The following is a 15,278-nucleotide window of genomic DNA, read 5'->3' as shown; positions in this document are numbered from 1 at the left end:
TTCTCCCAATGGTTCCGCTTCTCGAGGCTGCCTTCGGGATCGACCAGAATGTCGGCGATGTTCTGGACGTCACGGACCTCCCACTCGCCGCGGCGTACCTCAAGCAGCGGATTATAGGCCGACGATTTCGGATTGGTCGGATCGAACAGCAGGACGCGACCATGCCGCGCGCGGAAACCAGCGGTAAGCTGCCAGTTCTCACCTTTGATATCATGAACAATCGCCGAACCGGGCCAAGTCAGAAGCGACGGCACGACCAATCCAACGCCTTTGCCCGATCTCGTCGGAGCAAAACATATGACATGCTCCGGGCCATCATGGCGCAAATAGTCCTGCTTCACCTTGCCGAGGACCACCCCCTCCTGACCGAGCAGGCCAGCGGCTCTCACTTCCTCCGTCTCGGCCCAGCGTGCCGATCCATAGGTCGCAACACTCTTGGCCTCGCGCGCTCGCCAGACCGACATGCCAATTGCAACCACGATGGCAATAAACCCGCCGGATGCGGCAATCAGTCCACCTTCGACGAAAATCAATGGGGCATAAGCATCATAGAAGTACCACCACCAGAAGAAGGCCGGTGGATAGTAAACCGGCCAGCCCGCGATTTCGAACCAGGGCTGACCGAGCTGAGGTTGAAAACCAAGTTGCCAAGCCGTCCATTGCGTCGCTCCCCACGTTGTCATCAACACGATCAGGAAGACGATGAGTATCGGGCCCCAGAGAATTTTCGTTGCAGACAGTGAACAGTCTCCTCGCGCTAATGGCCTAAAAATTCGAGGCTTCCCCAAGAATTTCAAGTGTCAGTAACAGCGGAGGCTGGAATTCGGCGGCAATAGGCGGCTAATACAGGGAAAAGTGCAGAGAAGGATGTATCGCGTATACTTGGAGGACAAGATGGCTTGGTGGCGCAAACTGGCCGTAAAATTTCGCAACAGCATGGAGAATAACAAATGGGCTGTCGCCCTTCTGGTGGGGTTCGCGCCACTAAGTGTAACGCCTGACGATTTCCGAGTTGTTCAAGGTCGGCCTAAAACACTATTTGCACGACTTGGACCGATACGTCCTGTCGTCGCAGCAGGAGGATTATACGGTTTTGCTTCCTCCATGGCCATTTCTACAATCATGTTTGTCGTTCTGCCGGAAATTCCATATTTAAACGATGCAGAATACGCCACTTTTATGGGCAGAAACACGCTGCTTTGTTCAGTCCTTTCTTCGATATACGGAAGCGCGCTGGCTTTATTCGGAGGGTTTCAAAGCTGGACCTTCCATCGCTTTTGCGTTTGGCTGCTGCCCAAAATTGGCTTGCCTGTGAACCCCCAACCTCTAGCCTATTTTCTTTTGATGGGAGCAAGCTTTGTTGTTTGGTTCGGCGTACTGACGTTAGCGAGTGAATACCTAAGTCCGATGTTCTTAAACGGCCAGATTTCCGATCTTTACGATCATATGGGGCAATATCCCGTCCACACCGGAGCTATAATCGTTATTTTAGGCTTGCTTTTGCAAAGGTACCGGGGAATTCGCAACATCAGTGAGAACCAGATATATCCGAGCTTCTGGGCACAGGCGGTCGTATGGGGGCTGTGGTTCTTATATGTGTTTTTCATGTATATCGGGATTTACCTGTTTTTTGGGGTTCTCGGATGGCTCCTTGCATAAAAGCAGGACAATCCTGTCTACAAGCTTAGCCCTCGCTTTCGGCCAAAGCTCCAATCGATCCCACCGTCGTTGCGGGTGACACCGGAGACGTGTTTGCCAAGCTGCTTTTCGAGCGAGGGTACCCAAGGCACGAGCTGGAAGCCGAGGCCGTCGTCAATCATCGCGAAGCGGCCGGAGGCGAGTGCGAAGCGCTGGCGATAGGTGCCGGTCACGTATTCTCCGTTGCCGGCCCGGTTGAACGGCTGGCCTGTCTCTATGGTGAGCCTTTCGCCTAGCGCGTCCAGTTCGCGGCGGCGTAACGTGTCGGTCAGTTTGCGCGCGAACACCACGCTCCGCCCCTGTCGCTCGGCGAGGCCCTGCTCGACAAGATGGTCGGCACGCCGTTCCATGGCCTGCTGCACCTCGGCACCGAAGCCGCCATCGGAGAGTGACAGTGGCTCCCTGGCGACCGCTTGCCGGTCGAGCCAAGTTACGCCAGATGCCGTCACCTGTCGCTCGAGGTCGAAATCCGAGCGAACGGCGAGCGCGACGCGGCGCTGGCCCCGCGCATCATCGAATTTGCGCAACTCAACAATCGAGCCGGGCGCACTGTCGCCCGCCGCGTCGAGGTCGGGCAACTTGATGTGGTGAGTGCGGCCATCAACACCATCCACCACAGCATACGCCGTGCCCTTCAATTCGTCGTCGAGACCGCGTTCGACCAGCCTGCCGACAATAGGCTCGTCCAAGCTTTCGCTCGCCAATACATAGCTCGCTGACCCGCGCTCGATGCCGCGTTCCGTCAGGGCCTTGTGCATCCGTTTGATGATGTCACCGCGCTCGCCGAGTTCGCGCAACACCGCCTCAGCTTCGGGCTTGATCAACCATTGCGAATGACCGACCTGTCCGGCGAGCCCAAGGATTTCCAGTATCCGCAGCCGCCCAATTTTCAGCGCATGGAATTCGTCGGGCTGGTGGTCCGGTCGCGGCGCGAGATCGATGATCCCCGTTTCTTGCGCATCCCGAACGAGCTGACGGTCGAGTTGGGTCCAGCGCTCCGCCTCGATCTGGCGTTCCAGCGCGCGGCGGATGTCGAGGTCGGTGCGCAACCCCAACTCCTGGGTGATGAGATCGCGCGCCCGGTCCCGCATCCCCTCCTTGATGTAATCGCGGGAGATAACGAGGTCCTGTCCGTCGTCGCGGACACCGCGCACGATCAGATGGACGTGGGGGTGCTCGGTGTTCCAATGATCCACGGCCACCCAGTCGAGCCGGGTGCCGAGGTCCTTCTCCATCTGGCCGACGAGGCCGCGGGTGAAGGATCTGAGATCGGACATTTCCAGCGCATCGTCAGGCGAGACGATGAATCGGAAATGATGCCGGTCGTCCCGGCACCGTTCGGCGAAAGCTCCGGCGTCGGCGTTTTCAGTGCCGGGTCCGAACAAGCGGGCCTTCTCCCCATCACGGGTCACGCCTTCCCTGCGCAGATAATTGAGATGGGCGCCGAGCGGCGCGGTACGCACCGAATGGCGCACGACGCGCGCCTTGACGACAGCGCCGCGCGTGCGGGAGGTGATGAGCCGATTGGCCTGGATGCTGGCGCGTTGGCCGCGACCAAAGCGCGATCGGTTACCAGGAACGACGCGACCAGAGCGCGACACGCCGCCGCCAGCCTTCTTCGCCGCGGCGAGCGCCTGCGCAATGAAGGGCCGCGACGATTGCGCCCGTGTGGAACGGATGCGTCCCGGACGGACGCGGAACTCGCGCTCATCGGCCATCGCGCAGCCCCGCAATGTTCAAAACACCTCGCAGAAACAAGGGCTTGAAACGCTGAGGCACATTGCGGCAGAGCCGGGCAATGTGCAGAGCGCACCAAAAATCCCAGCAAAACCAACCACCCGACCGTCGTGCAATGTGCGCCGTTTTATCCTGCCATCGTCCGGTTGCTGGTAAGCGTCCGGCCCCTGCACGGATATTTGATAGTGCAAATTCGCAGCATGTCGGGTTCCTTCGTACACTGGAGGGCCTCCGATGGTTGGCAAACGATCCTGGGCGAAAGCTCACAGTCCGTACTGGTCGATGCACGTTGAAGCCTGGCGTCAGAGCGGGCTGAACCGGACGGAGTATTGCCGTCAGCACGGGCTGTCGAAGAACACTTTCGACAAGTGGATGAAGCACCTCATCCGCGAGGAAGACGCCCGTAAGCACAAGGAATATCTGGCGGAACTGCGCCGGAAGGAGAGCCGGGAAGCGCGCGAAAAGCGGCTGCGGAAGCGTGCCAGAATGCGTTTCGCAGTGAGCGCGGAGACACGCGGCAAGGCGCTTCAGGCGTTCTGGGCGATGCATGTAGAGGCGATGAACTGGAGCGGCATGGGCGTGCGCGAGTACGCCGCGTCGCTGCAACTTTCGCCGACGAGCCTGCGCAAATGGCGTGACCGGCTGGAAGACAGCGAGGAGGAAGTCGACTGGCGGGCTCATCTGCATCCCTCCGCCCGTCCGGTCGTTAGCACTAGTGCTAACGGAATGGCGCCGAAAAGCTGCTGGACGGACGCCCGAAAGGATGATCCGCCGCTGCCCCGGCAGCCTGTACGACGCTTCTTTAGCGACGAGGAAAAGCACGCGATTGCGCTGGAAAGCGACCAGCCAGGCGTCAGCGTGTCGGCTGTCGCGCGCAAGCACGGGATCGTCACTGGCATGCTGTTCCGCTGGCGGGTGCAGTTCGGCATTGCGCAGAAGAAACGCGCCCGTCTGGCCTCCGTCGCGAACGCGGACAAGCCGGAGAGCACCGCCGTCCTGCACGATCTTTTGCAGCCGCCGGACGGAATGATGGTGTTTGATCTGGCGGACGGGCGGCAGGTCTTCGCGCCGGAAGGCAGCGATCCCGATGCGGTTCGCGCGCATGTGACGGCGCAGGAGACAGGCACATGATGATCGTTCCGGCCGGCGTGAAAGTGCATCTGGCGCTGGGCTACACCGACATGAGAAAAGGTCTCGACGGGCTGGCGATGCTGGTACAGCAGACGCTCAAACAGGACCCGTTCTCCGGCCATTTGTTCGCCTTCCGAGGAAAGAAGGCGTCGATATTGAAAATCCTGTTCTGGGATGGGAACGGGCTTTGCCTGTTTACAAAACGGATCGACCAGGGCGGCTTCGTCTGGCCGGTGATGACGGGCTATGGCGGCTCGATCACACTGACACCAGCGCAGCTTGCCATGCTGATAGAAGGCATCGACTGGCGTGTGCCGGAACGGGTCTGGAAGCCGAAGCTGGCTGGCTGAAAAAGCGCCGTGAGCAGGCGCGAAAAGTGCTTGTTTTCTTGGGTTTTTGACTGATTTGTGGTAGATTCGATCATGATGATCGATCTCGAAAATCTGCCGTCCGATCCAGACCTTTTGCAGCGTTTGGTGCGCGACATCGCAGCTGTCATGGCGAGCCGGGACGGCGAGATCGAGCGCCTCCAGGCGATCATCAAAAAGCTCCAGCGTATGCAGTTCGGCCGTCGTTCCGAGCGCCTCGACGTTGACCAGTTCGAGCTGGCGCTGGAAGAGCTCGACGGTGATGTAGCCTGTATGCAGGAAGCCGCGCTGGTCGTCATGCCAGACCGGCAAAGGCGACCGAAGCGCGGTCTTCTTCCCGATCATCTGCCGCGCGAAGACAGGATTCTCGACATCGATCATGCCATGTGCGCGTGCTGCGGCGGTCCCTTGCACGCGGTTGGCGAGAGCGTCAGCGAAATGCTGGACTGGATACCGGCGCAGATGCGGGTCATCCATACGGTGCGTCCGAAGTACGCCTGCCGGATCTGCGAAAAGATCGTTCAGCACGAAGCCCCCGAGCGGGTGATCGCCGGCGGACTGGCGACGCCTGCGCTGCTCGCGCAGGTGCTCGTCTCCAAATATTGCGACCACACGCCGCTGTATCGGCAATCGACCATCTTCGCCCGCCACGGTGTCGATCTGTCCCGCTCGACGCTCGCCGGATGGGTCGGCGGTGCATGCTGGTGGCTGGAAGCCCTGCACGGCAGGCTGAAGAAAAACGTTCTTGCTTCCGACTATCTGTTCGCCGATGACACGCCGGTTCCGGTGCTCGATCCCGGTCGGGGACGCACGAAGACTGGCAGGCTGTGGGTCTATGCCCGTGAACAGCGTGGATGGAACGGCCCTGAACCTCCGGCCGCCATCTACATGTTCGCACCCGACCGCAAGGCCGAACGTCCCGCCGGGCATCTCACGTCTTATAAAGGCGTTCTCCACGTCGATGGCTATGCTGGCTTCGAGGCACTGACCAAGACCGGTAACATCAAGCTCGCCGCCTGCTGGGCGCATACGCGACGCAAGTTCTATGACGTTGTGCAAGCAACTGGATCGCCTATCGCAGAAGAGACGCTGCGACGGATCGGTGAACTTTACGCCATTGAGGCAGAGGTTCGCGGCCAGTCGCCGCCGCACCGGCTCGCAGCCAGGCGCAATCGCACGAAACCTCTCGTTGGCACATTGAAAGCCTGGCTGGAGGTGCAGCTTTCGCTTATTCCCGGCGCAAGCGAACTGGCCAAAGCCATCCGCTACGCGCTTTCCAGATGGAACGGGCTCACCCGTTTCCTGAACGACGGTCGCATCGAGATGGACACCAACCCCGTTGAGCGGGCAATCCGTCCCGTCAGCCTCGGTCGCAAGAACCACCTCTTCGCGGGAAGCGATGGCGGTGGCGACCGATGGGCGATCGTCTGCTCGCTCGTGGAAACATGCAAGCTCAACGGCATCGAGCCTTACGCATATCTCGCCGATGTTCTCCAACGCATGATCGACGGACATCCCGTCAACCGCCTCGACGAAATCCTGCCATGGGCTTGGAAATCTGGAAATCCTGTCAAGTGATGACATCAGTGCATCCTCCGGACGCATACGGTTGCTGGTCCCGCTTCCACTCCTGGCACCCTCCATGATGCGCGGGAGCACGACGGGATGCGAAACAGGCGATTGGCGGTCATTGCGGGCCCTCCCCCGCGCGCCGAGTGAGAAAAATGGGAGTCGCCTGCGATCCGGCAACGCTGTTAGTTTGGACCGGAACGAGAGGTGGCGGGCCGGTTGGCGAACGACCGGCGGCAGGTTGGCGGTCGCCCTCGCGCGCTACGAAGAGCGGCGCCTCGCGCCAATCGGCCGGCCGCCGGAGCGCGGTTCGCGGTTCGCCCAACGGCTCAGCGCTGCCGAGAGCCGGGGCGAGCAAAGCGACATAGGCGCGCGTTTCGGCTGGCAGGGAACGACCAGTTGCGAGGTATTCCTCATAGCGCGCCGGCCCAGCATTGTAGGCAGCGAGCATGGCTGGAACGGTGCCGTAGCGATCGAGCATCTCGCGCAGATAGGCGGTGCCTGCGATGATGTTGTCGCGCGGATCGAAGGGGTCGCCACCCAGGCCATAGCGAGCGCGCAGTTCGGCCCATGTCTTGGGCATGATCTGCATCAGCCCGAGTGCACCGATGGACGACACGGCGCGCGCATCGTCATTGCTTTCGGCCCGCTTCACCGCGACGATCCACGCCTGCGGGATGCCGAAGCGCTCCGACGCTTCGGCGATATGCGCGGCATAGGGATCGCCAGTTGCAGCACGCATCGCCGGCGGCGTCTGCGCGAAAACCGGAAGCGTTGCGGAGGTGGCAGAGGGCAGCCCGGAAAGGAGGAGAAGGACAGCCCTATGCCGGACGAAGGATAGCCGGCCGGCTACGGAGCGACGAATTCGGCGCACGCTCAATCCTCTCTGCGTTGTTTGGCAGGTCGGTTCATGTGCAAGCCCCAGAGGGAACCGTCGCTGCCGGATTTGAAAAGATTGGCGCGCAGCGGCTTGGCAAAGAGCGGACTGTCGATCTCGATCGAAACATATTCGCCGGCGCGGTCGCCAATATGCGTCCAGCCTGCGCCGATGTCGAAACCCTCTTCGTTACCAAGCAGAACGCGATAAGTCGGGGCGTTCTCGGAATCCGATGGCTCGGCAGGAACGAAGGTGATTTCCGCTTCGATGCCGAGCGCTTTGAGCTGCCCTGAGAAGCCGGATTGTGTACGTTTGAATTGGCCGATCTGAGCCACGGTGGCCTCCTATGGATTTGCGGTGAGGACGGGCTGGGCACGCGATCACCGCGTCGGCGCGCGCCAGATGAAGCGGCCATCGCCGTCTTCGTCGGTGTAGAGAGGTGTTGCCCGGCCGATGACTGCCGAAACCGGAAGCGGTCCGAAATAACGACTGTCGAGGCTGTCGCGAACTTCCGCGTTCATGAGGAATAGCTCACCAGCCGCAATGGTGCGGCAGCCCCGCCAGACCAGGAGCGGACGGCCGAGGCGATCACGTTCCAGCGCATCGCCCATCTCGATACCGTCAACGGTGATCACGCGACCGATCCGGCAAACCTGCTGTCCCGGCAGCGCCAGAACATGCTTCAACAGCGGCGTGCCGCGGCGGACATAGCCGCGCTTCGCCATGAAGTCCGTGAGTGGTTCGGGCGGCTGGAGGGCAACCAAGTCGGACACCTCGAGCCGGTCAACCGGTGAGATGGTGTAGAGCCCGACCGGCGCGCTGGCCGTGGCGTTCCAGATGAACCTGGTCGGCGTCGGGATGAATGAGGCGACGGCAACGCTCATCGCCGCGAAGTACGTCACCATGGCGTAGCCGGAGCGGGTCACCGTCCGGTTCCCCGCCGTTTGAGCCATACCTGATGACGCTCGACGGTGTAGGCTCGCGGCGTTTCACCGGCTTGCATCCGGTGGGCGACGTGGCGCCAGTGATCGGGCGCGACGTCGCAGGCATCGATGCCGGCGCGCTCCACGGCGTCAATGTGGTGAAGAACGGCTTCGACCTTTGGCCAGCCGTCGATCATCAGAAGGATTTCGCCACCAGGACGCACGAAGGGCAGCGTCTGGTAGGCCTCACCCCGCTCGACAGCACGAACGATGTCGATACGCGACATGACCGTGCCGAAATCGTTGGCGGCCCAGCGGACGAACGCAAAAATGCTGTTCGGCCGGAAAGAGACGACACGCCTTCGGCGGTTGAGGATTTCCACATGCGCCTCACGGCCAAACCTGATCCAGAATTCGATCTTCTTTTCGACCCAGGTCAGTTCGACATGGGTCATGTGGTCGGTGGAGCGTGCGGGCGGCAACAGGCCGCCGCGCAAGCGGGGAGCCGCGTTGTCGGTCATAAATGGTCTCCTTCGGTCGGGGGAAATTCACGCGCGAGCAGTTCGCGCAGCATATCGGCGACGGTGGTTCCGCGTCGGAAAGCGGTCACCTTGATGCGGCCGCGCAGCTCCGGCGTCACGTCGATGGTGAGCCGTGCGGTGTAACCGCCCGCTTCGCCATCGCGCTGTGGTGCATCGGCAGCCTTGATCCAATGCTCGGGATCGGCAGGCCGCGCGGTAAAGCCTTTGCGGGCGGAACGCACATTCATGACGCGGCACTCCCGCCTAAGGGCAGCACGGAGGCGATGCGGGCACGAGCCTTCCTGGCCATGTCGGCGTCGATCTCACAGCCGAGATAGCGCCGGCCGGAGAGCCGGCAGGCTTCACCGGCTGCGCCCGATCCGGCGAACCAGTCGCCGACAAGCCCGCCCTCAGGGCAGCTCGTCCGGATCAGGATTTCGAGGAGCGCCGACGGCTTTTCGGTCGGGTGAATGGCGCGTCCATGGCAATTACGCACATAGATGACTGAGCGCACAAGCCGCGGCCCGCTGTCATGGCTGACATAGTGGCAGGCATCGATATGGCCGGTACGCAGCGGGCGCTGTTTACGCCGCACACTCCGCGCCGTCGCATCCGGTGTCGTTTGAACATCGTTGTAGATGTCTCGCCAAGGCGTCTCGGCCGGATAGAATTGGACCGCCAGCTCATGTACCCGTTTGAAGCGGTCCGCGTGAAAGTTGCTGCCGTTCTGCTTTTCCCAGACGAACTCCTGCGCCATCCGGAATCCTGCATCGGCGAACTGGTCGGCGGTCGCCATGAAGTGGCGCAGCGAGCCGAACACCCAGAGCGAGCCAGTCGACCGCAGCGCAGCTCGGGCGAGCGCGATCCAGCCGTCTACGCGGCGATCCCAGGCGAGCGACGTCTCGCCGTAAGGAGGATCGGCCAGGATAATGTCGAACGGGCCGCGCATCGGCATGATTTGGCGGCAATCGCCGGTGACGATCGTCATCATGCGGTCCTCCCGATTCCGAGACGCTCGATCTCTTCAACCAGCGCCGCGATTTCACGAGCCGCGGGCGTGTCGTGATCGAGTTCGCTTACAAGGCGACCGGACTGCGCGACCGCCGCGAAGGCGATGCGCTGACCGATGGTGCTGGAGAGCACCGGAGGATCGTGATCGACCAAGGTCTCAGCGGTCTCACGCGCCAGCACGGTGCGCGCGCCGCAGCGGTTCAGGACGAAGCGCGCGGCGAGGCCCGGCCGGTAGATCCGCGCTTCGCGCAGAAGCGCCAGCATCTCGGCCGAGGCCCAGCCGTCGAGCGGCGAAGGCTGCACCGGGATCAGCACAAGATCGGCGGCGAGCAGGGCCGAGCGCATCAGCCCGGCGACGCGCGGCGGGCCGTCGATTACGACGTGATCCACGTTCATCGCCAACTCGGGTGCTTCCCGATGCAACGTGTCGCGCGTCAGGCCGATGACGCCGAACAGGCGCGGAAGGCCTTCATGTTCGCGCTGCTGTGACCAGTCGAGCGCCGAGCCCTGCGGATCCGCATCGATCAGGGTGACGCGCTTTCCTCGCACGGCCCATTCACCCGCGAGATTCAGCGCCAGTGTCGTCTTGCCGACACCGCCTTTCTGATTGAGAAAGGCCACGATCATCGTGAACCTCCCGAGCGGTCATCCAGGGGAAGTTCCGGCTCTTGCGCGGCCTCGTGTGTCGTTCCGAGTTTACGCCAAGCCGATCTGTTTGCAGTCTTGTTCGCGGTTGCGCTAAGGCCTTCGGCCGTCTCGCGGATGAGCTTTTGCACATCACGCGCGCGCTCTTCAAAGTTAGAATCTTTGTTAGATTCTAAGTTAAGGGCGGGATTTTCGCTTTTGTTGTCGCGGGTTAAGCCCGGTTTCTGTTCCCGATAGCACGATACCGGCGTTCCTGATGGCACGATATTCGGCGTTCCCGATAGCACGAGGCCGTCCACAGGCTTTCTACAGGGCGCGAAAGCGAGAAGCATCCGGCCGCCGATCTCAACCTCCATGAACAGCGTGTAGCCCGGCAGTGGCTGACGGCGGATAATATTGCGCAATTCGAAGACGAAGCGCCGGAAGGGCGACAGGCTACCGGATTTCTGATGAAGGTGGTGAAAGTCGAAGCGCCAGCCATCGCGCTGACGGCCGCCATGCTTCCGCACGAGGCGATAGAGCCAGCGGTCAAGGCCACCCGTCAGCTCGAAATAGGCTCGGTCGATGGTAAGCACGAGGGCATCGTCAAGAACGGCCTGGTAGAACCAGTCTGGAAGGATCATCTCGATTCCGTCTGGTCGACCATCGCGATCCGTTAGTTCCTTCCATTCATTGATCCAGGAGAAGCGATGCCGCCGCCCCTCGGCGGGCTGACGAATGGTCGTCGCGACGGTGGTGGACTGGAGCCGGTCGAGCGCCGCTTTCAGCCGCTGGTAGTCCCTGAGTGAGGTGCCGCGACCGATGAATTTGAGTATTTCATAGGGCGTCGCAGCCATGAGACGTGAGGTACGAAGCCCTGCATCGCGAGCTTCGACGATCTGGCTCGCTGCCCAGATCAGGATGTCGGCATCCCAGATCGTGGCCATGCCATGATCTGGGACGGCTTCGACCCGGATAGACACGTTGCCGGCGACAAAATCGATCGGCGCGACACGGTGGGATTTGGAGAGGGAAAAGAACGGATAGGCCATGAGATCCTGTGCATCTCTTGGCGCGAAATCGCCGGGGAGCGCTCTGAAGAGATCGAGCTGTCCTCGCTCCGAGAGGGGCCGGTGCCGCGCCGCCATTGGAAAGACCGCCGTGATCAGGGCGCGTAACGGCCAGGCTGCGGCACCGCAGGAAGCGGCTGGCGCTTCGCTGGCAGCACCTGGCCTCCACGCGGATCGGAGGTCGAGGTGACAGTGCCACGAGCGACCCAGACCTGCAGATCTTCGATGGCATAAACGACGCGTCCGCCCAGCTTCCGGTATGTAGGTCCGGTCCCGTAAGTCCGGTGTTTTTCAAGGGTGCGGGCGGAAAGACTGAGGAATTCGGCAGCTTCCTTGGTGCGTAGGTAGCGCGGCGGCAAAACGGCGAGATCGGGTCGCATAGATCGGGCCTCCGTGTGGTTCTCTGCGGCTGTTGACGATCAGCGGCTGGCAAAACACACGATGGCGTAGCGAAATCGGTTATATGCAGTGGGAAATTGGGTAACCTAAAATTCCACACCGCCGTGCGGCGGAATGGTCAGGTTCGACGACGATGACGAAGGAGTTTGCGATAGTCGCCCGAGACCATGCTTTTGGCATCCCGCAAAAGCGACATTACCGCATGACGAGCGGAGGATGCTTGCCACTCGTCCCGGCCAAGCCGACCGGTCCTGAAAATGATTTGAGCGATTTCCTGTTGGGTCGCACCCGAACGACGGCCATCGAACGCCTGTAACATTCGCCGCGCACGCGCCTTCTGTTGAGCGGTAAGGCGCGTGTCGGGAGGTATTGCGCGACCATGGATGGCGGAGAGAAAGCGTCCGACAGACTCAAGGCGGCCAAATCCGTCCAGGCCGAGCGGCACCAACGCGACCAGAGGTGCGTCATTATCGGCTTGAATGTCATAAGGAAGAAGTTGGAGACGCTCACCGTTGCCAAGATCGTAAAACAGGTCACCGCTGGCCTCGCTGCCATCGCCGCGAGGTTGAAAATCAAGATTTCGCGGTGAGCGAATGGTGCTGTTCAGATAGGCTGGTGCCGCTGTAATGACGATGGCGCTCGTGTCCTCATGCGGCATCCACAGAACAGTCGCGTCCGGCGGTGCGTTTCGAGGATCAACCGCGAAATCGCAACCCCCATTGCTGCCTGATCGTCTCCGTCAGCTTTTCCTTTTCGGTTTCGGCTTGGGAGAGAAGCTCGAAGGCCCGGCGGTAGTTTTCATTGCGCCGCAGCCATTCCCAGGCAAGGTCGGATGCGGTCAGCTTTTCCACGTGCTCGTAATTCGCTGAAGAGCGCCAGTCTGGTATATCCGCTGCCATCACGGTCTTCCTCCCCTCCATCGAAACCGACCATGGGAAGATTCACGCGCAGGGTTCCCTTGCGGAAGTTGTTTTGTCAGCCAAGGGTGATGCTCAGGTAGCATCACTCTGATGTGCGCCGCTGGCTTTTGCGCACCAGATCGCGATAGCCTTGCTCGGACATCCAGCGTGCACGAGCAAGATGGCTTTCGTAAATATGCTGGCAACGCTCTGGATCACTTTCGGCATCGAGGCCGAAGAGAATTCGAACAGCTTCCCGCCAATCCGCACCTTCACGCGCGGAATCGAGGAGCCGAAGATAAAGAACCATGTGCTCACCATCATAGACAGTGAGCGTCTGGCTTGTCGGCGGTTCGTCCAGAAATGTGGGGGTCGATTGTCCCATCTGCCTTACTCTGTGAGCATTTGGTGGTTCGCTGATCTGCTTCTATTAAAACGGGTGTGGAACAGCAGGAACTTGAGAAACATGGTTCGGGAGTGTTCGATCCCTCCACGCGAGGATTACATAATATAGTTGATAAACTTATAGTATGTAAACTGCCATCGCTTGCACATGGATATGCGCAAGCTGGTTGGCCGGAACTTCGCCCGCCTGCGTCGGGAGAAGAACCTGACGCAGGAAGAGATCGAAGCACGTTCCGGTTTCAGCCAACAGTATCTGAGTGGTCTGGAACATGGACGGAGGAATCCGACCGTTATCACGCTGTATGAATTGGCGCAGGCGCTCGGGGTGAGCCATGTCGAGCTCGTCAAGCCCGACGATCAGAATTAAACAGCCAGGAATGCTGGGGAGCAAAGGGCACCGCCAATGATGCCTTTCTCAATCTAAGGGTGATTACGCGGACGCACCTTGCGTGCGCAGGCGAGTTTCTCCGTTCGAGCGCAGCCGAGGGTGGCCGTGCCTATCGTCGTGGGTGACGGATTTGGCGATATTCAGGAAATGCCTGACGGCAGGATTGCTGTTACTGCGTACCCAAACGGCCTTGAACGACAGGTAAGGATCGCTGACAGCAAGCGGACGATAAACAATGTTCGGGAAGATTGCCGAGGTGTTCGCCTCGGTCACAAGGGTGAATCCGTGTTTCAGCCCCACAAGGCTCATAAGCGTTTCGCGCCCGGTCATGCAGAGCGTTGCGCGGGATATGGCAACTCCCGCGCCAACCCCTTTGAGGAACGCGAAGATTTCCGAGCCAAGCTCGCGTTCGCTCAGCATGAGCCGTTCAGTGCTCAGGCTTTCTGGTGAGATCGCCGAACACCTCGCCAAAGGGTGTGCTTTGGGGCACGCGACGAACAGACGCTCTTTCCAAAGGTCGATCGCATGGCAATGGGGAGCGTCGACGGAGCCGGCGAGAAAGGCAATGTCGAGTTGGTTTGCCAGAAGAGCAGCGATATGATCCTCGACATTGCCTTCCAATATTTCCTGCTGCACGCCTCCGCGCGTCTCGCCAAACCGTTGCAATATTTCGGCAAGACACCCGGTCCCCAGAGAGGACCGCAAGCCGATCCGGATCGTGTTGCCCGATGCTGCTGTTACCAGTTCCGCTGCGCTTCTGATCTGGTCCAGCCCGCGCCTGATATTTTCGACGAATACCTTCCCCTGGTCGGTAAGGCTGACGCCGGAATGGCTGCGGATAAATAGCGGCGTTCCAAGCCGGATTTCGAGATCGCGGATATGGCGGCTGATGGCCGATTGCTCGACGTGGAGCGAGGCCGCGGCTTTACGGAAGCTTCCGTGTTCCGCGGCCGAAATCAGATATCGCAATTGCCGAAAATCCATATGGCACATCGGATTGTCATTCCGATAATTGTTCCTGCCGGTGGGCCCCAGAAACGGGCTTTCCGAAATGGGGAAGCACCTCTTCTGCGAGTTCCGCTATCACCTCAGGCAACGGACGGCGGCACGGACGCAGCAACAGCGCAAGATGATTGACCCCTGCTCTCTCCAAAGCTCGGAGATGCTCGATCAGGGGATTTCGCCCTATCCGGGCGCCGAAGCGGCGGGGTGTCGGGTTTTCATGCGGATCGTCAGCAAGATCGAGATGGAATGCGCTGATAAAGACGCCGTCATCGAGGCCGAGCATGCGCCGTGCGTGCCGCCATCCTGCGGCTTGCTGGGCGAGTGCCTCGATATTGTTGGGATAGACGAACCGGCCATCCATGTTTTGTGCGATCCAGTCAGGCGATTGCTGTCCCTGCCCGGCAATAATCATCGGAACAGCGGATTGATACGGCGCCGGCAATAAGGCAAGAGACGGGTGCCGCCTGCCCTCGCCCAAGGGTAGACCGCCGGACGTCCATGCTTCGCGCATATACTCGACGGCTTGCCGAAACAGCTTCCCGCGTTCTTCAAACTCGATGTGGCGCGGCGCGACCTTTGGCACAAATCGGCGTTAGCTTTGGCACAAAAAACCAAAAACGCTAACGCCGATCATCGGATCATCCGTTACTGAT

General features: G+C 60.6%; 21 protein-coding genes. 5 read left to right on the top strand and 16 right to left on the bottom strand.

Annotated elements, in window-relative coordinates; translation table 11 throughout:
- On the bottom strand, positions 1 to 740 hold a 740-nt coding region (locus C7477_RS18120), incomplete at its 3' end, for a type IV secretory system conjugative DNA transfer family protein (protein ID WP_181418467.1).
- Positions 741 to 894: 154 nt separating this feature from the next.
- On the opposite strand from C7477_RS18120, the gene C7477_RS18115 reads away from it, so the two are divergent.
- Positions 895 to 1,659: a hypothetical protein gene (locus tag C7477_RS18115; protein ID WP_146226122.1), complete on the top strand. Its 765-nt coding sequence runs from the start codon at positions 895 to 897 to the stop codon at positions 1,657 to 1,659.
- A 17-nt stretch (positions 1,660 to 1,676) separates the two neighbouring features.
- Here C7477_RS18115 and C7477_RS18110 read toward each other — a convergent pair whose 3' ends face one another.
- Positions 1,677 to 3,416, bottom strand: coding sequence for a relaxase/mobilization nuclease domain-containing protein (locus C7477_RS18110; protein WP_110754724.1), 1,740 nt, complete (start codon positions 3,414 to 3,416; stop codon positions 1,677 to 1,679).
- 253 nt (positions 3,417 to 3,669) lie between these two features.
- Between C7477_RS18110 and tnpA the strand changes: the two genes are divergently transcribed.
- The 3 genes from tnpA to tnpC all read left to right on the top strand — a co-directional run bounded on the left by tnpA (position 3,670) and on the right by tnpC (position 6,512).
- A complete protein-coding gene (tnpA, locus tag C7477_RS18105) occupies positions 3,670 to 4,566 on the top strand; it encodes an IS66 family insertion sequence element accessory protein TnpA (RefSeq protein ID WP_110754722.1) in 897 nt (298 codons plus the stop codon).
- Entirely contained in the window at positions 4,563 to 4,916 is a 354-nt protein-coding gene (gene tnpB / locus C7477_RS18100) for an IS66 family insertion sequence element accessory protein TnpB (RefSeq protein WP_110754720.1), read from the top strand. Before tnpA ends, tnpB begins: the two co-directional genes overlap by 4 nt.
- Positions 4,917 to 4,988: 72 nt before the next feature.
- A complete protein-coding gene (tnpC, locus tag C7477_RS18095) occupies positions 4,989 to 6,512 on the top strand; it encodes an IS66 family transposase (RefSeq protein WP_110754718.1) in 1,524 nt (507 codons plus the stop codon).
- Between the two features lie 109 nt (positions 6,513 to 6,621).
- On the opposite strand, the gene C7477_RS18090 is transcribed toward tnpC, so the two are convergent.
- From C7477_RS18090 to C7477_RS18035, 12 genes are all read right to left on the bottom strand, one after another.
- Positions 6,622 to 7,377, bottom strand: a complete 756-nt coding sequence (locus tag C7477_RS18090; protein ID WP_425373599.1) for a lytic transglycosylase domain-containing protein — start codon at positions 7,375 to 7,377, stop codon at positions 6,622 to 6,624.
- 2 nt (positions 7,378 to 7,379) lie between these two features.
- On the bottom strand, positions 7,380 to 7,715 hold the full coding sequence (locus C7477_RS18085) for a DUF736 domain-containing protein (RefSeq protein ID WP_110754717.1): 336 nt from the start codon (positions 7,713 to 7,715) through the stop codon (positions 7,380 to 7,382).
- A gap of 45 nt (positions 7,716 to 7,760) precedes the next feature.
- Positions 7,761 to 8,306, bottom strand: coding sequence for a S26 family signal peptidase (locus C7477_RS18080; protein WP_110754715.1), 546 nt, complete (start codon positions 8,304 to 8,306; stop codon positions 7,761 to 7,763).
- Complete coding sequence (locus C7477_RS18075; protein WP_110754713.1) at positions 8,303 to 8,824, bottom strand: DUF2840 domain-containing protein; 522 nt, start codon at positions 8,822 to 8,824, stop codon at positions 8,303 to 8,305. Before C7477_RS18075 ends, C7477_RS18080 begins: the two co-directional genes overlap by 4 nt.
- Positions 8,821 to 9,072 carry a ribbon-helix-helix protein gene (locus C7477_RS18070; protein WP_110754711.1) on the bottom strand — a complete coding sequence of 84 codons (252 nt, stop codon included), beginning with the start codon at positions 9,070 to 9,072 and terminating at the stop codon, positions 8,821 to 8,823. Before C7477_RS18070 ends, C7477_RS18075 begins: the two co-directional genes overlap by 4 nt.
- Complete coding sequence (locus C7477_RS18065) at positions 9,069 to 9,812, bottom strand: DNA-methyltransferase (RefSeq protein ID WP_110754728.1); 744 nt, start codon at positions 9,810 to 9,812, stop codon at positions 9,069 to 9,071. Before C7477_RS18065 ends, C7477_RS18070 begins: the two co-directional genes overlap by 4 nt.
- Entirely contained in the window at positions 9,812 to 10,462 is a 651-nt protein-coding gene (parA, locus tag C7477_RS18060; RefSeq protein WP_110754709.1) for a ParA family partition ATPase, read from the bottom strand. The genes C7477_RS18065 and parA overlap by 1 nt, the downstream gene beginning before the upstream one ends.
- Positions 10,459 to 11,607: a replication initiator protein A gene (locus C7477_RS18055; protein WP_110754707.1), complete on the bottom strand. Its 1,149-nt coding sequence runs from the start codon at positions 11,605 to 11,607 to the stop codon at positions 10,459 to 10,461. Before C7477_RS18055 ends, parA begins: the two co-directional genes overlap by 4 nt.
- Before the next feature lie 17 nt (positions 11,608 to 11,624).
- Positions 11,625 to 11,909, bottom strand: a complete 285-nt coding sequence (locus tag C7477_RS18050) for a helix-turn-helix transcriptional regulator (RefSeq protein ID WP_110754705.1) — start codon at positions 11,907 to 11,909, stop codon at positions 11,625 to 11,627.
- A gap of 137 nt (positions 11,910 to 12,046) precedes the next feature.
- The gene (locus C7477_RS18045) at positions 12,047 to 12,586 is read right to left on the bottom strand and encodes a DUF2285 domain-containing protein (RefSeq protein WP_110754703.1); all 540 of its coding nucleotides are present in this window, start codon (positions 12,584 to 12,586) and stop codon (positions 12,047 to 12,049) included.
- Positions 12,587 to 12,623: 37 nt separating this feature from the next.
- Positions 12,624 to 12,827: a transcriptional regulator domain-containing protein gene (locus C7477_RS18040; RefSeq protein WP_110754701.1), complete on the bottom strand. Its 204-nt coding sequence runs from the start codon at positions 12,825 to 12,827 to the stop codon at positions 12,624 to 12,626.
- A 103-nt stretch (positions 12,828 to 12,930) separates the two neighbouring features.
- Positions 12,931 to 13,212, bottom strand: coding sequence for a DNA -binding domain-containing protein (locus C7477_RS18035; protein WP_110754699.1), 282 nt, complete (start codon positions 13,210 to 13,212; stop codon positions 12,931 to 12,933).
- Positions 13,213 to 13,380: 168 nt separating this feature from the next.
- Between C7477_RS18035 and C7477_RS18030 the strand changes: the two genes are divergently transcribed.
- Positions 13,381 to 13,599, top strand: a complete 219-nt coding sequence (locus tag C7477_RS18030) for a helix-turn-helix domain-containing protein (protein WP_110754697.1) — start codon at positions 13,381 to 13,383, stop codon at positions 13,597 to 13,599.
- Between the two features lie 63 nt (positions 13,600 to 13,662).
- Here C7477_RS18030 and C7477_RS18025 read toward each other — a convergent pair whose 3' ends face one another.
- On the bottom strand, positions 13,663 to 14,589 hold the full coding sequence (locus tag C7477_RS18025; RefSeq protein WP_181418466.1) for a LysR family transcriptional regulator: 927 nt from the start codon (positions 14,587 to 14,589) through the stop codon (positions 13,663 to 13,665).
- A gap of 31 nt (positions 14,590 to 14,620) precedes the next feature.
- Complete coding sequence (locus C7477_RS18020) at positions 14,621 to 15,208, bottom strand: LLM class flavin-dependent oxidoreductase (protein ID WP_110754693.1); 588 nt, start codon at positions 15,206 to 15,208, stop codon at positions 14,621 to 14,623.
- Positions 15,209 to 15,278 lie beyond the last annotated feature (70 nt).

Origin of the sequence: Paramesorhizobium leguminum (genome assembly GCF_003217235.1) — a bacterium.
Lineage (GTDB): Bacteria > Pseudomonadota > Alphaproteobacteria > Rhizobiales > Rhizobiaceae > Paramesorhizobium > Paramesorhizobium leguminum.
This window is presented reverse-complemented; position numbering and strand designations above follow the sequence as displayed.

Excerpts from the sequence above, each read along its gene's own strand:
- C7477_RS18115 (WP_146226122.1), top strand. The coding sequence starts at position 895 with ATGGCTTGGTGGCGCAAACTGGCCGTAAAATTTCGCAACAGCATGGAG.
- C7477_RS18110 (WP_110754724.1), bottom strand. The coding sequence starts at position 3,416 with ATGGCCGATGAGCGCGAGTTCCGCGTCCGTCCGGGACGCATCCGTTCC.
- tnpA (WP_110754722.1), top strand. The coding sequence starts at position 3,670 with ATGGTTGGCAAACGATCCTGGGCGAAAGCTCACAGTCCGTACTGGTCG.
- tnpB (WP_110754720.1), top strand. The coding sequence starts at position 4,563 with ATGATGATCGTTCCGGCCGGCGTGAAAGTGCATCTGGCGCTGGGCTAC.
- tnpC (WP_110754718.1), top strand. The coding sequence starts at position 4,989 with ATGATGATCGATCTCGAAAATCTGCCGTCCGATCCAGACCTTTTGCAG.
- C7477_RS18075 (WP_110754713.1), bottom strand. The coding sequence starts at position 8,824 with ATGACCGACAACGCGGCTCCCCGCTTGCGCGGCGGCCTGTTGCCGCCC.
- C7477_RS18070 (WP_110754711.1), bottom strand. The coding sequence starts at position 9,072 with ATGAATGTGCGTTCCGCCCGCAAAGGCTTTACCGCGCGGCCTGCCGAT.
- C7477_RS18065 (WP_110754728.1), bottom strand. The coding sequence starts at position 9,812 with ATGACGATCGTCACCGGCGATTGCCGCCAAATCATGCCGATGCGCGGC.
- parA (WP_110754709.1), bottom strand. The coding sequence starts at position 10,462 with ATGATCGTGGCCTTTCTCAATCAGAAAGGCGGTGTCGGCAAGACGACA.
- C7477_RS18055 (WP_110754707.1), bottom strand. The coding sequence starts at position 11,607 with ATGGCGGCGCGGCACCGGCCCCTCTCGGAGCGAGGACAGCTCGATCTC.
- C7477_RS18050 (WP_110754705.1), bottom strand. The coding sequence starts at position 11,909 with ATGCGACCCGATCTCGCCGTTTTGCCGCCGCGCTACCTACGCACCAAG.
- C7477_RS18045 (WP_110754703.1), bottom strand. The coding sequence starts at position 12,586 with ATGCCGCATGAGGACACGAGCGCCATCGTCATTACAGCGGCACCAGCC.
- C7477_RS18040 (WP_110754701.1), bottom strand. The coding sequence starts at position 12,827 with ATGGCAGCGGATATACCAGACTGGCGCTCTTCAGCGAATTACGAGCAC.
- C7477_RS18035 (WP_110754699.1), bottom strand. The coding sequence starts at position 13,212 with ATGGGACAATCGACCCCCACATTTCTGGACGAACCGCCGACAAGCCAG.
- C7477_RS18030 (WP_110754697.1), top strand. The coding sequence starts at position 13,381 with ATGGATATGCGCAAGCTGGTTGGCCGGAACTTCGCCCGCCTGCGTCGG.